The sequence below is a fragment of the Aeromonas sp. Y311-2 genome, from assembly GCF_027706025.1.
GTDB classification, from domain to species: Bacteria; Pseudomonadota; Gammaproteobacteria; order Enterobacterales; family Aeromonadaceae; genus Aeromonas; species Aeromonas veronii.
Genome location: NZ_JAPDCL010000023.1, coordinates 19,786 through 31,885, shown reverse-complemented (window position 1 = coordinate 31,885; position 12,100 = coordinate 19,786). Strand labels below are relative to the sequence as shown.

12 protein-coding genes and 4 tRNA genes are annotated in these 12,100 nt (G+C 59.5%); 7 read left to right on the top strand and 9 right to left on the bottom strand.

The window, feature by feature from the left end:
• Positions 1 to 194: 194 nt before the first annotated feature.
• The 5 genes from OKC42_RS18360 to OKC42_RS18340 all read left to right on the top strand — a co-directional run bounded on the left by OKC42_RS18360 (position 195) and on the right by OKC42_RS18340 (position 1,352).
• Positions 195 to 271 (top strand) — tRNA-Arg (locus OKC42_RS18360).
• A 51-nt stretch (positions 272 to 322) separates the two neighbouring features.
• A tRNA-His gene (locus OKC42_RS18355) sits at positions 323 to 398 on the top strand.
• 20 nt (positions 399 to 418) lie between these two features.
• A tRNA-Leu gene (locus tag OKC42_RS18350) sits at positions 419 to 504 on the top strand.
• A gap of 76 nt (positions 505 to 580) precedes the next feature.
• Positions 581 to 657, top strand: a tRNA-Pro gene (locus OKC42_RS18345).
• A gap of 179 nt (positions 658 to 836) precedes the next feature.
• Positions 837 to 1,352: a ricin-type beta-trefoil lectin domain protein gene (locus tag OKC42_RS18340; protein WP_064339092.1), complete on the top strand. Its 516-nt coding sequence runs from the start codon at positions 837 to 839 to the stop codon at positions 1,350 to 1,352.
• Between the two features lie 35 nt (positions 1,353 to 1,387).
• Here OKC42_RS18340 and OKC42_RS18335 read toward each other — a convergent pair whose 3' ends face one another.
• The 8 genes from OKC42_RS18335 to OKC42_RS18300 all read right to left on the bottom strand — a co-directional run bounded on the left by OKC42_RS18335 (position 1,388) and on the right by OKC42_RS18300 (position 9,354).
• Complete coding sequence (locus OKC42_RS18335; protein ID WP_005339262.1) at positions 1,388 to 2,203, bottom strand: Cof-type HAD-IIB family hydrolase; 816 nt, start codon at positions 2,201 to 2,203, stop codon at positions 1,388 to 1,390.
• Positions 2,204 to 2,292: 89 nt separating this feature from the next.
• Positions 2,293 to 3,333: an alpha/beta fold hydrolase gene (locus tag OKC42_RS18330; RefSeq protein WP_179902879.1), complete on the bottom strand. Its 1,041-nt coding sequence runs from the start codon at positions 3,331 to 3,333 to the stop codon at positions 2,293 to 2,295.
• Entirely contained in the window at positions 3,333 to 3,992 is a 660-nt protein-coding gene (locus OKC42_RS18325; RefSeq protein ID WP_179902880.1) for a CatB-related O-acetyltransferase, read from the bottom strand. The genes OKC42_RS18330 and OKC42_RS18325 overlap by 1 nt, the downstream gene beginning before the upstream one ends.
• Complete coding sequence (trmH, locus tag OKC42_RS18320) at positions 3,992 to 4,723, bottom strand: tRNA (guanosine(18)-2'-O)-methyltransferase TrmH (RefSeq protein ID WP_021230464.1); 732 nt, start codon at positions 4,721 to 4,723, stop codon at positions 3,992 to 3,994. The genes OKC42_RS18325 and trmH overlap by 1 nt, the downstream gene beginning before the upstream one ends.
• 44 nt (positions 4,724 to 4,767) lie before the next feature.
• Positions 4,768 to 6,885 carry a bifunctional GTP diphosphokinase/guanosine-3',5'-bis pyrophosphate 3'-pyrophosphohydrolase gene (spoT, locus tag OKC42_RS18315; protein ID WP_005339255.1) on the bottom strand — a complete coding sequence of 706 codons (2,118 nt, stop codon included), beginning with the start codon at positions 6,883 to 6,885 and terminating at the stop codon, positions 4,768 to 4,770.
• 131 nt (positions 6,886 to 7,016) lie between these two features.
• Positions 7,017 to 7,292, bottom strand: a complete 276-nt coding sequence (gene rpoZ, locus OKC42_RS18310; protein WP_005307060.1) for a DNA-directed RNA polymerase subunit omega — start codon at positions 7,290 to 7,292, stop codon at positions 7,017 to 7,019.
• 79 nt (positions 7,293 to 7,371) lie between these two features.
• Positions 7,372 to 7,998 (bottom strand): guanylate kinase, encoded by a 627-nt coding sequence (gmk, locus tag OKC42_RS18305; RefSeq protein ID WP_005339253.1) that lies wholly within the window; start codon positions 7,996 to 7,998, stop codon positions 7,372 to 7,374.
• Between the two features lie 303 nt (positions 7,999 to 8,301).
• A complete protein-coding gene (locus OKC42_RS18300; RefSeq protein ID WP_270820537.1) occupies positions 8,302 to 9,354 on the bottom strand; it encodes a glycosyltransferase family 9 protein in 1,053 nt (350 codons plus the stop codon).
• 222 nt (positions 9,355 to 9,576) lie between these two features.
• Between OKC42_RS18300 and OKC42_RS18295 the strand changes: the two genes are divergently transcribed.
• Both OKC42_RS18295 and OKC42_RS18290 read left to right on the top strand, forming a co-directional pair.
• Positions 9,577 to 10,290, top strand: coding sequence for a 3-deoxy-D-manno-octulosonic acid kinase (locus tag OKC42_RS18295; protein WP_005339249.1), 714 nt, complete (start codon positions 9,577 to 9,579; stop codon positions 10,288 to 10,290).
• 70 nt (positions 10,291 to 10,360) lie between these two features.
• Positions 10,361 to 11,224, top strand: coding sequence for a GGDEF domain-containing protein (locus OKC42_RS18290; protein ID WP_040069586.1), 864 nt, complete (start codon positions 10,361 to 10,363; stop codon positions 11,222 to 11,224).
• A gap of 6 nt (positions 11,225 to 11,230) precedes the next feature.
• Here the strand turns inward: OKC42_RS18290 and OKC42_RS18285 are convergent, their stop codons facing one another.
• Complete coding sequence (locus OKC42_RS18285) at positions 11,231 to 12,085, bottom strand: carboxylate/amino acid/amine transporter (RefSeq protein ID WP_139440370.1); 855 nt, start codon at positions 12,083 to 12,085, stop codon at positions 11,231 to 11,233.
• Positions 12,086 to 12,100 lie beyond the last annotated feature (15 nt).

Genomic DNA, 12,100 nt, shown 5'->3' with positions numbered 1-12,100 from the left:
AGATGGGCATCAAATCAAGTCAAGGCAGCAAGGCGATTTGCGACAGCGATCTGCCCCTTTTCGGCTGGCAGCAGGGGAATAGTGGAAGAAAAGTGCGCAATGTGCTTGAAAAAACAACGAACAGTGCTTCGGTGACAGAAAAGTGTAGACAAACCAGCAACCATCATTAATAATGCGCCCCGTTCGACAGCGTAGCGCCCGTAGCTCAGCTGGATAGAGCGCTGCCCTCCGGAGGCAGAGGTCACAGGTTCGAATCCTGTCGGGCGCACCATCAAAAGTGCGTCGGTTAAACGGGCGTTGTTGTGGAACGAAAACAGCTGTGGTGGCTGTAGCTCAGTTGGTAGAGTCCCGGATTGTGATTCCGGTTGTCGTGGGTTCGAGCCCCATCAGCCACCCCATTTTACAGCTTGTCAGGTACGCGAAGGTGGCGGAATTGGTAGACGCGCTAGCTTCAGGTGTTAGTGCCCCCCGGGTGTGAGGGTTCGAGTCCCTCTCTTCGCACCATACTTGCTGTATGACGAGGATGACCATCAGGTCGTCTTTGTTTTTTTGAAGTAAACTATTTTGAAAGAAATAGCCTCGGTGATTAGCGCAGTCCGGTAGCGCATCTGGTTTGGGACCAGAGGGTCAAAGGTTCGAATCCTTTATCACCGACCACATTTAGAAAAACCTCGCTTCGGCGGGGTTTTTTGCTTTCCGGCCTCCGCCGTGCCAGTACTCTCTCCCTGTTACGTCTGTTTACACTCTATTTGGGCAGCGCGCCCCGCCTTTCGGTTATGCTTCAGCCTCGAGTCACTGACAACCGGATGTCATCGGCCCATTTCAGGCATTTTTCCATGAATGACAAAATTTCCTTTGCTTGCTCTCCCGCCCTGCTGGCTGCCTTGCTGCTGGGTGGCTGTACCATCAAGCCGCCATCCACCGATGTGATGATGGGCTCCATTGCATCACAACCGCAGGAGGAGCGCTCTCTCTCCCCCTTGCTGACCAGCGGTGATTTTTGCGTTGCGGTGTCCCAGCAGAAGGTGTTGGCACAACCTTGCAGCGGAAAAGACGATCAACTGTTCGAGTGGGATCTGGGTGAGTTGCGCCTGCAGGATCTCTGTTTGCAAGCCAAAAACGACAGCGAAGTGATGCTGGCACCCTGTGACGGTCAGGCGCAGTGGGAGTGGCAGAAAGACAGGCTGTTCAACAGCAAGGTCTCCCGCTGCCTCGATGTGGCCGGGCGACGCCATACCCCCGGCACGCCGCTGCGGCTGGCTGAATGCTACGGCGGGGCGAACCAGAGCTTCAGCTGGCAGCGGCCCAATCCCTGGCTGGAGACCCTGAAAAAACAAAGCCTCACATGGTGAGGCTTTGCTGACTCGAATGTCGGGATTGAAGAGGATCAGGCTGCGCTGACGCTCTCCAGCTCGAACAGCTTCTCCAGATAGACGGCGACGCCATCTTCATCGGAGGTGAGGGTCTGCTCATACTCTGGCAGCGCCATTTTCAGGCGGTCATGGGCGTTGCCCATAACGATGCCGCGTCCCACCATGGTCAACATCTCGAAGTCGTTCATGCCATCGCCGAAGGCGATCGCCTCCGACATATCGAACCCGTTCTGCTCCAGCACGGCACGCACCGCATTGCCCTTATGCACCCCGGCGTGCATCACTTCGAGGCAGTCCGGCAATGAGAAGGTGACGTTGAGCTGGTCGCCATAGCGCTGGTTGAGGTGTGCCTCGATCTTCAGCAGCTTCTCGTGGTCGCCGATGTAGAACACCTTGTTGATCTGCTCTTTCGGTTCCTGTTTCAGGTCATCGACCAGACGGTAGGTGAACCCTGACTCGTCGTGGAACTGCAGCAGCCAGGGCAGCTCCTCTTCCACCACCCAGTCATCACCCTGATAGACATTGAGGTGGATAGAGGGGTCGCGCTCCAGCGCAATCAGTTCGGCGGCGATCTCAGTCGGCAGCGGCTGGTTGAAAATCAGCTGGTCCTGTTTGTCATGGACCACGGCGCCATTGGAAGTAATGAGGTAGATGTCCATCCCCAGCGCATCGCGGAAGCTGCGTACGTCAACGTGATGACGGCCGGTGGCGACCACGAATTTCACACCTTGTTCTACCAGGCGGTGCAGGGTATCCCGGGTACGGGGAGAGATCTGGTGCTGCTTGTTGAGCAGAGTGCCATCGAGATCGGATACAACTACCTTGAACATCATTACCTCGGCATCGATTGAAAACAGGGGCAGTTTACCTTAGCCCACACTGTCACCCCATTTATTTAGGGTTACAAAAAATAGCCAGCTCAGAAGCGGGCGAAAAAGTCGACCATCGCGGTCAGGGCGGGCTGGCGCTTGTCATCGGATTCGATAAACAGCTCGTGCCAGGCACCCTCGATGCGCAGTGGTTTGCCCCCTTCGCACTTGGCAATGGTGCAGAAGCGATCCTGTGCGGCATTGTCCACCACGCTGTCGTTGCCAGCCTGCAGCACCAGCAGCGGGGTTTTGATGGCGCCCGCATCGGCGATGGCGGCATCGGCACCTGTGATCCCCTGATAAATCCAGTGGGCGGTCGCGCCACCCAGCTTGATCTGCGGGTGCTGTTCGTAGATTTGGCGGAAGGCTTGATAGCGGGGCTGGCTGTGAGTCAGTTCGTTATCGGTAAAACCGTGATCCTGATAGGCTCCCTGACCGGGGCCGTAGGGAGGCTCACCAATCCAACCGCCGACCGTGCCTATGGTGCTCGCCAATCCCTTGGCCAGCCACTTGGGCAGACCGCCGAGATTGATGCCCAGCATGGGGGAGGAGAGTACGGCTGCTTTGATATCATCGGGCCAGCGTTCCAGATAGCGGGCCGAGATGGCGCCGCCCATGGAGTGGGCCAGCAGGAACAGCTTGGCAGGTTGGTCCGCCATGATGATATGGTCGTGAAATTGCTTGAGATCGACCACATAATCGTCGAACTGGTCGACATATCCCTTCTGCGGGTCATTTAGCATCCGGCCAGACATCCCCTGACCGCGATGGTCGATAAGGTAGAGGCTGTAGCCCTGACGCCAGAGATCCCACGCCAGCTCCTGATACTTGAGGTAGCTCTCGACCCGGCCATTGACGATTAGGATGGCACGCTCGACCTTGGCTTGCCGTAGCGCAGCATAGCGGATGGTCACCCCGTCCTTGCCCTTGAACTCCCCTTCAACCGCATGTTGGCGCCAGAAGTCGGGCAGGGTTTGCTGGTAGAGGCTGGGTACATCGGTTTCGCTGGTGAGCTGATAGGTATTGGTCACGGCAAGGGCTCCGGCAGAAAACAGGGTCAGGGCCAACAGGGAAAGAGAGAGGGGTTTCATCAGGCACACTCCTGTTGCCAATGGTGATAAAGGGCGGCGATATCCCCCGAGCAAAGTAGCGCCATGCTGGCTTGCAAGCGGGGCAGGGGCCAGTCCCACCACTGCATCTCTTGCAGCATGGCGATCTGCTCATCGCTGAAGCGGCGGCGGATCGGTTGGGCCGGGTTGCCGCCGACTATGGTGTAAGGGGCCACATCTTTGGTCACCACGGCGCGGGTGGCGATGACGGCGCCATCACCTATGGTGATGCCGGGCATGATCATCACTTCCGAGCCGATCCAGACATCGTTGCCAATCCGGGTGTCCCCCTTGCGCAGAAAGCCGCTGCGGGCCCCTTCGCCAAAGGTGTCGGGGTTGAACGGGAAGGTGGAGACCCAATCCAGCCGGTGGCCCTGATTGCCTGCCAGCATGAAGGTGGCGCCCGAGCCGATGGAGCAGAATTTGCCGATGATCAGCCGATCCACCTCGCCCCAGAGGCCGCTCTCCCAGGTGTCGCGGGTCGAGCCATCGCCGAGCAGGTAACGGACGCAGTGATCCTCGAACGGCTTGCCGTGGTAGTAGCCGGAGTAGTAGCTGTAGTCGCCGGCCTCTATGTTCGGGTTGGTCAGGTGATCCCGGATGATTTGCGATTCCAGCCAGCTGCCAAAAGGGTTCTCCATCACTCCTCCTGCGGATCGTCCTGCTCGCTCTGCTGCGCCCACCCTTTGCGGGTCAGCTGCATCCGTTGCCACCACTCTTCGTCCGCCAGAATTTCACCGGCCGGGCCGAGCTGGGGGTAGGGCATCTCTTTCTCTTTGCAGAGCTGGGCATAGATAGGATAACCCCCCTCGAACAGGATGCTGTTCTGCTCCTCCAGTGTGAGCGGGCAGCCGCGCTGATAGCAACCTGCCAGCTCGCGCTGGCGCTGCGCCTCGTAGAGGATGGCGGCGGCAGCCACCGAGACGTTGAGGGATTGCACCATGCCCACCATGGGGATGACGATATGGTGGTCGGCCAGCGCCAGCGCCTCTTCACCGATGCCGTGTTTCTCCTGACCCACCAGAATGGCGGTCGGTTTGGTGTAGTCGATAGCGCGAAAATCGACGGAGCTGTCGGAGAGGTGGGTTGCCAGGATCTGCATGCCTGAAGCTTTCAGCTCGGCAACGGCTGTGCCGATATCCGGGTGCAGTTTTACATCCACCCAGTTCTGGCTGCCGCGGGCGGTGCCCTTGCGCTTGTGGATCCAGGTTTTGGGCCAGACGGCGTGTACCCGGTGGATGCCGATGGCATCGGCGGTACGCACGATAGCGGCCAGATTGTGAGGTTTGTGGACCTCTTCCATACAGACGGTCAAATCGAGCTGACGCTGGGCCAGCATGTCGGTGATGCGCTTGAAGCGTTCGGGGGTCATGACTTGTCTCTATAAAAGCAGCAGGCGGCTTGCGCCGCCTGTGTTCAGTTCTTCTGTCGGCTCACCTTGAGCACGTTGGGCATCACGCGGATCTTGCGCATGATGTTGGCCAGGTGGATGCGGCTCTTGGTGGTGATGAGCAGGCTGACCTGATAGACCCGGCCATCCTTCTCTTCGGTGCTGATGGCGTGAATATTGGCGCCGGTGGCGGCAATCACGTTGGCCAGCTCGGCCAGCGCACCCTGATGGTTGACGATCTCGATACTGATGCCGGTGCGGAACTCCTGTTCCTGCTCCTTGTCCACTTCCCACTGCACCGGAAGGTACTTGTCCGGCTCCTTGCTGTAGCCCTTGATGTTGCGACAGGCTTCCTGGTGGATCACCAGACCCTTGCCCGGGCTGATGTGGGCGATAATGGCATCCCCCGGGATCGGACGGCAGCAGTTGGCGAAGGTGACCAGCATGCCGTCGGCACCCTTGATCGGCATCTTCTTGCTGCTGGTTTTGGGCTGCTCTTCCGGCGGCAGTTCATCCCCCAGCATGCGGCGCGCCACCATGACGCTCATGGCGTTGCCGAGGCCCACATCGGCCAGCAGCCCCTGCAGATTTTCGTGCTTGGTATCAGCCAGCACCTGCTTGATGCGTGGCTCGGGGATGTCTTCGATATTCTTGGCGCCCAGCGCATGGTTGAGCAGGCGGCGACCCAGCACCACCGACTCTTCGGTGCGCAGGTTCTTGAGGAACTGGCGGATCTTGGAGCGTGCCTTGGTGGTCACCACGAAGTTGAGCCAGGCCGCGTTGGGGCGAGCCCCCGGTGCCGTGATGATCTCCACCGTCTGACCCGAGTGCAGCGGGCTGCTGAGCGGATAGGGGTGGCGGTCGACCCGCGAACCGACACAGGCGTGGCCGATGTCGGTGTGCACCGTGTAGGCGAAGTCCACCGGCGTGGCGCCAGCGGGCAGCTCCATGATGCGCCCTTCGGGGGTAAATACGTAGATTTCGTCGGGGAAGAGGTCGGTCTTGACCCCTTCGATAAATTCAAAGGAGCTGCCGGCGCTCTGCTGCAATTCCAGCAGGCTCTGCATCCAGCGCTGGGCTCGGATCTGGGCAGTGGTGCCCGAGCTGTCGCCATCCTGCTTGTAGGCCCAGTGGGCGGCAACCCCTTTGTCGGCCATCTGATCCATGAACTCGGTGCGGATCTGTACCTCGACCGGCACTCCGTGCGGCCCCACCAGCGAGGTGTGCAGCGACTGGTAGCCGTTGGTCTTGGGGATGGCGATGTAATCCTTGAAGCGGCCGGGGCGCGGCTTGTAGAGGCTGTGCATCTGTCCCAGCACCCGGTAACAGGTATCTATGTCCTTCACCTTGACCCGAAAGGCGTAGATATCCATTACCTCATGAAATTGCAGCTCTTTTTTCTCCATCTTGTTGTAGATGGAGAAAAGATTCTTCTCGCGGCCACTGACCTGATGCTCGATCCCCGCCTCCTTCAGGCGACCGCTGATTTCGCTCTGGATGGAGTCGATGATCTCGCGGCGATTGCCACGGGCGCGGCGCACCGATTCGCGCAACACGCGGGATCGCATGGGGTAGAGCGCCTCGAAGCCAAGCTCTTCCAGCTCGTTCTTCATGGTGTGAATACCGAGGCGGTTAGCGATGGGAGCGAAGATTTCGAGGGTTTCCCGGGCGATGCGGCGGCGTTTGTCAGGGCGCAGGGAGCCCAGGGTGCGCATGTTGTGGGTGCGGTCGGCCAGCTTGATCAGAATGACCCGGATATCCTGGGTCATCGCCATCACCATCTTGCGGAAGTTCTCGGCCTGCGCCTCTTTGCGATCGCGAAACTTCAGCTTGTCGAGCTTGGAGACCCCGGCCACCAGTTCTGCAACCGCATTGCCGAATTGTTCGGCCAGATCGGCCTTGGTGACAGAGGTGTCTTCGATGACGTCGTGCAGCACGGCGGCCATCAGGGTTTCATGATCGAGGCGCATGTCACCCAGGATCCGGGCAACGGCAACAGGGTGGGTGATGTAGGGTTCGCCACTGGAACGCATCTGGCCCTGGTGGGCATCACGGGCCACCACATAGGCTTGCTTGAGCTTCTCAACCTGCTCTGGCGGCAGGTAGGAACTGGCTATTTCTTTAAGGTTTTCAAATAAATACAAGACAGTCCCCGCAGCGGTAAAACGGCAATTCGTGGAATTGAGGGTATAGCCCTGAGTTTGCGAGGTTTTCGAGCGGTTGTAAATGGGGATGAACAGTCGGCACCCGGGCGGGTGCCAACCGGAGGAATAACTTAACCGCGGCCTTCGGCGATGGCAGCAACGGCAGCCAGCTCGGCGGCTTCCTGCTCTTGCTGTTCGTAGCGGTCCTGGGTGTCCATCACTTGATTGTTCACCAGACCCAGCTCGATCTCACGCAGGGCGATCACAGTCGGCTTGTCGTTCTCTTCGTCGACCAGGGGATCTTTGCCTTGTACCGCGATTTGACGAGCGCGGCGCGCGGCGACCAGCACCAGGTCAAAACGGTTACCTACCTGTTTTACAGCATCTTCTACAGTAACGCGTGCCATGCAGGACTCCAGTGTTTGGGCTTTCTGTATTTAGAAAAGCAGTGTTTAAAAATGACGCAAAAGTTTACTTGTTTTTGGCTTACTCTGCCAGTAGCTGTTGCAGCAAGTTTTTTTGAGCCTGTTGCTGGTGACGCATCTCCAGCCGTTGGCACTCAATAATGGACCTGAGCTGGAACAGCGCCTGCTCGAAGTCTTCATTGATAATGACATAGTCATACTCGTCGTAGTGCACCATTTCGGCAATGGCTTTCGCCATTCGGCCGGCAATCACTTCGGCGCTGTCCTGACCGCGCCCAATCAGGCGGCGTTCCAGCTCTTCGCGGCTGGGGGGCAGGATGAAAATGGATTTGGTCGGCATCTGCTCGCGGATCTGGCGGGCACCTTGCCAGTCGATGTCGAGGAATACGTCGATCCCCTTGGCCAGACAGGCTTCGATGGCGGCGCGTGAGGTGCCGTAGTAGTTGCCGAACACTTCGGCCCACTCCAGAAAATCACCGCGTTCGATCAGTGCCTTGAACTCTTCCACCTGAACGAAGTGGTAGTGTACGCCGTGCTCTTCGCCAGGACGGGTGGCGCGAGTGGTGTGGGAAACCGACAGCTGCATTTTGCCAGCTTGATTGTGGTTGGTCAGCAAGGCATTGAGCAGGCTGGATTTACCCGCGCCGCTCGGAGAAGAGATGATATAGAGAGTGCCTTGTTGCGCCATATTATTACCTTTAATCGAAACCGCTGTTTTGGTTGTAGCAGAGACCGCCGTCTTGTGCCCGAAAGGGAGACAGCCAAACGCAAAACGCGGAAAATTCTTGAATCAGGAGGATGTAAAGGCGGCGAATTTTACCAGAATGCGGCGAATAAAAAAACGGCCGGAATCATATTCCAGCCGATCAAAGTATTCGTAGCTTGCTGCGGGAGCGTAACCCACATCAGCCTGCATTGTGCCTTTGGCTGAGGGCAGAGGCTATCAGGTTATCCCTGCCTGATGGCTCGGAATTCCCGAGGTGCCCTGTCACTACGGCAGCTGACGATCTGCACAGAGCCGATCGAACGCGGCGGTCACCTGCTCGCTGGTGATTTTTCGCATGGCCTCTGGATCCTTGAGGCGGGTGCGCCAGCTCAATTCGGCCAGCGGCTTGCCGGTCTCCTGCTCGACCAGCTCCTGATAGACGCTGACCACGTAGTCGCGGCACAGATATGGGCCGGTGCGAGCGGGATTGTGATGGGCATAGAGGCCGATCACCGGCGTGCCCACTATGGTGGCCATATGGGTGGGGCCGGTATCGGGGGCCAGTACCAGACTCGCCTCGCCAATCAGCGCCAGCAGCTGCTTGAGGTTGGTCTGCCCCACCAGATCGACCGGCTTGCTCTGGCTTAAGCGCTGGATCTCGGCAGCCAGATCCCGCTCCAGCTTGGCCGGCCCGCCACAGAGATACACTTGAAAGCCCTTGTTGGCGGCGTGATCCGCCAGCGCAGCATAGCCTGCGGCCGTCCAGTTCTTGAAGGCCTTGCTGGCGGCAGCGCAGATCAGCAGGGTCGGTTTACCGCCAATCTTCTCCTTTGCCCACGCCTGATGTTCGGCGCTGATGGGCAGTTGCCAGTCCGGGGTCAGATCCTTGATGCCGAGCTCTTTGGCGAAAGCGAGGAAACCGTCCAGCACATGGGGGGAGGCAGGCGAAGGCACCTTGTGGTTGGTGAACAGCCACTGGCCGTCGTTGGCCCGCTCCTTGTCGAAGCCGAGTTTGATGTTCGCCCGGATGCCGAGAGTGGCAATACTGGCGCGCATGGCCGCCTGCAGGTGGAGCAGTGCATCGAATTGGCGCCCCTTGAGGGTCTGCCAGAGATCGCGATAGCCGCGCCACCCCTTGCTCTTGTCGAAGGGGATCACCTCGACCCCGGGCAGATCGGCAAACAGGGTTGCCTCGATTTTGCCGGTGATCCAGGTGATACGGGTCTGTGGCCACTCCCGCTGGATGACGCGCACCAGCGCCAGTGCGTGGCAGCAATCCCCGATGGCGGAGAGCCGCAGGATGCAGATGGAGGAGGGGGGCGTTTGAAATAGCGGCATGTTGTGGCGCACGGCTGGCAAAAAGGGTGGATGGCATTATGCAAACTCCCCTCTGGATTGTAAAATTGCGCACAATCGTCAGCCGGGATAGGCCGGGCCCTGCGCCATGACCTGTTTCTGCACGTCGTTGATTAAAGGCCACTATTGCGGGCATGCCAGAGCGGCAGCCTCATCGCCAATTGAAAAATTGCGATCCATGACCCACCGAGCGGGATCTCCACGATGCGAGTACAGACCGAACACAACCAGATCTGCTGGTATGCCGAAGGGGCCTTTCGCGACCCCTCTCCCCAGTTATTCGATCCTGCCTGGTGGCAGAACAACCGTCAGGTGGTGGGAACCTCCATCGGGCGGGGGGTGACCTGGTTCGTCAAGGATGAGTCCCGCCATCTGGTGCTGCGCCACTACTATCGCGGCGGCATGGTGGGCAAGGTGGTGCGGGATCGCTTCTGGTTCGAAGGGGTCGAGTCGAGCCGTGCCATGGCCGAATACACCCTGCTGGCCAAGCTGTGCGAGCTGGGGCTACCGGTGCCGCGTCCGTTTGGTGCCCGCATGGTCAAACAGGGCCCATTCTATCGTGCCGATATCCTGATTGAGCGAATTCGCGGTGCCAAGGATATGGTGGCACTGCTCAAGCAGGGGCCGGTGGCGACCGAGGTGTGGCACAAGATCGGTCAGACGGTGCGCCAGCTGCACGATGCCGGGGTCTATCACGCCGATCTCAACAGCCACAACCTGCTGCTCGATAAAGAGGGCAAGGTGTGGGTGATCGATTTTGACAAGGGGGCGATCCGCTCCCCCGGCGAATGGCAGAAGGCCAATCTGGAACGCTTGCTCCGTTCATTCAATAAAGAGTCTCAACTGCACACCAGTTTCCACTTCGTACCGGAGAACTGGCAGACCTTGATGAACGGGTATCAGGGAAAAGCGCTCTGACCCTGTTGCTCGGCGTGAACGCCAATGTTACTTATTGAGCAGGTATTCAGATCCTGTTTCGAGGCGCCCCATGGAAATGCTCAAGACACCTTTGGTCGATGTGACTGCCCGGCTTGATCCGGGTCTGCTGTCTGATGCCATGGCGCTGCTGGAGGCGGGGATCTGGAGCTGGTCAGCCCAACATGGACTGCAGCGTGATCCCTCCTGCCTGCGCCTGTTGGGATTGGGAGAGTGCTGGCCGGATGATCTCGGCTGGCTGGATCGGGTGCATCCCGACGATGTTGCCCGGCTGGAAGATGCCCTGCTCGCCTGCCAGAGCGGCCGCAGCAGCGGTCTGCGCCTCGAATACCGCATTCTGCATCATCACGGTCACTACATCCGGCTGGAAGAGCGGATGCGTCGTGATGAGCGGGGTTATCTGCTGGGGGTAGTCCGTCACCTCGATCCCGCTGCCGTGCTGGTGGAGGAGCGACATGGCACCGATCCGCTGACCGGACTGGAGAGCCGTGGCCGTTTCGAGCAACTGCTTGAAGAGCGGCTGGCGACCGAGAGCGGCACTTTCAGTCTGCTGCAGTTTTCGGTCGATCACATGGCCAAAATCCAGCAGTTGTTTGGCGAAGCGGCTTGCGACGCCATGCTGGCCAAGCTGGCGCGTATCGTGCGCCACGAGCTGCGGCGGGAAGATCCCTTCGCCCGCTGGGATGAGGACGGTTTTATCCTGATGCTCTCCCAGACCGAGCGGATGAGTGCGCTGGAGATCGCCGAGCGGCTGCGCCTCGAGATTGCCGATGCCAGCCTGCTGTCACAGCGGCCGGTCACCGTCAGCATCGGGCTGGTGCAGAGTCAGGCTGGCGAGCAGCTCGATCATCTGCTGGCCCGGCTGGCTAGCTGTCACAGTCAGGCCAGACGGGAGCACAACACCGTCGTCGGCTGAGTGTGGTCAGGGTTGGCCGCGCTTGTCACGCTGGCAGACCCAGAGCGAGGCCAGCATCAGCAGGCCGCCGATGGTCAGCCGGGTCAGGTCGGTATCCTTGCCCCAGAGCAGCAGATTGACCAGCAAGCCGGCCGGAATGAGCGCATTGTTCATGATGGCCAGCACCCCGCTGGTGACCAGCGTCGCCCCCTTGTTCCAGAGGAAGTAGCCGAGGCCGGAGGCACCCACCCCCAGCCAGAGGAGAATGCCCCACTGCAACCCTGACGTTGGGTATTGCGGCTTGCCCAGCAGCCACCAGGCGGGCAGTGCGATCACCAGCGCTCCCAGATAGAAGCAGCCGAACACCGCCAGTTGCGGCGGTTGCTCCGCCTCCCGTGCCAGCAGTACCTTGTAGCCCACTTGACCCAGGGCGAAACAGAGGTTGGCCCCCTGCACCACCATAAATCCCAGCACATAGCTTTCGGTCAGGCCGTCGAAGCGGATGACGGCAGCCCCGAGCACCGCCAGCAGGGCACCCCACAGATAAACAGGCTTGAAGCGGCGCTCCAGCAGATCGTGGAGCAGGGTGACGTAGATGGGGGTGAAGATGGTAAAGACCAGCACTTCCGGCACTGTCAGCAGCAGGAAGGAGTGGTAGTAGAAGAGATACATGATGCCGAGCTGGATGGCGCCCAGCGCCATCAGCTTGGCCGCCAGATCGGGGCGCAGCCAGCGGCGGCGCAGGAAGGGCAGAAACACCAGACTGGCGAGGGCGATTCGGGTCAGCACCGAGAAGTAGGCATCCACCTGACCGGCGAGGTAGACCCCGATCAGGCTGAAGGAGAATGACCAGAGCAGGGTGACCCCTATCAAGTAGTTCATGTGTTTGATTTATCG

Coding starts and splice junctions, on each gene's coding strand:
- OKC42_RS18340 (WP_064339092.1), top strand. CDS start 837: ATGAATGACAAAATTTCCTTTGCTTGCTCTCCCGCCCTGCTGGCTGCC.
- OKC42_RS18335 (WP_005339262.1), bottom strand. CDS start 2,203: ATGTTCAAGGTAGTTGTATCCGATCTCGATGGCACTCTGCTCAACAAG.
- OKC42_RS18330 (WP_179902879.1), bottom strand. CDS start 3,333: ATGAAACCCCTCTCTCTTTCCCTGTTGGCCCTGACCCTGTTTTCTGCC.
- OKC42_RS18325 (WP_179902880.1), bottom strand. CDS start 3,992: ATGGAGAACCCTTTTGGCAGCTGGCTGGAATCGCAAATCATCCGGGAT.
- trmH (WP_021230464.1), bottom strand. CDS start 4,723: ATGACCCCCGAACGCTTCAAGCGCATCACCGACATGCTGGCCCAGCGT.
- rpoZ (WP_005307060.1), bottom strand. CDS start 7,292: ATGGCACGCGTTACTGTAGAAGATGCTGTAAAACAGGTAGGTAACCGT.
- gmk (WP_005339253.1), bottom strand. CDS start 7,998: ATGGCGCAACAAGGCACTCTCTATATCATCTCTTCTCCGAGCGGCGCG.
- OKC42_RS18300 (WP_270820537.1), bottom strand. CDS start 9,354: ATGCCGCTATTTCAAACGCCCCCCTCCTCCATCTGCATCCTGCGGCTC.
- OKC42_RS18295 (WP_005339249.1), top strand. CDS start 9,577: ATGCGAGTACAGACCGAACACAACCAGATCTGCTGGTATGCCGAAGGG.
- OKC42_RS18290 (WP_040069586.1), top strand. CDS start 10,361: ATGGAAATGCTCAAGACACCTTTGGTCGATGTGACTGCCCGGCTTGAT.
- OKC42_RS18285 (WP_139440370.1), bottom strand. CDS start 12,085: ATGAACTACTTGATAGGGGTCACCCTGCTCTGGTCATTCTCCTTCAGC.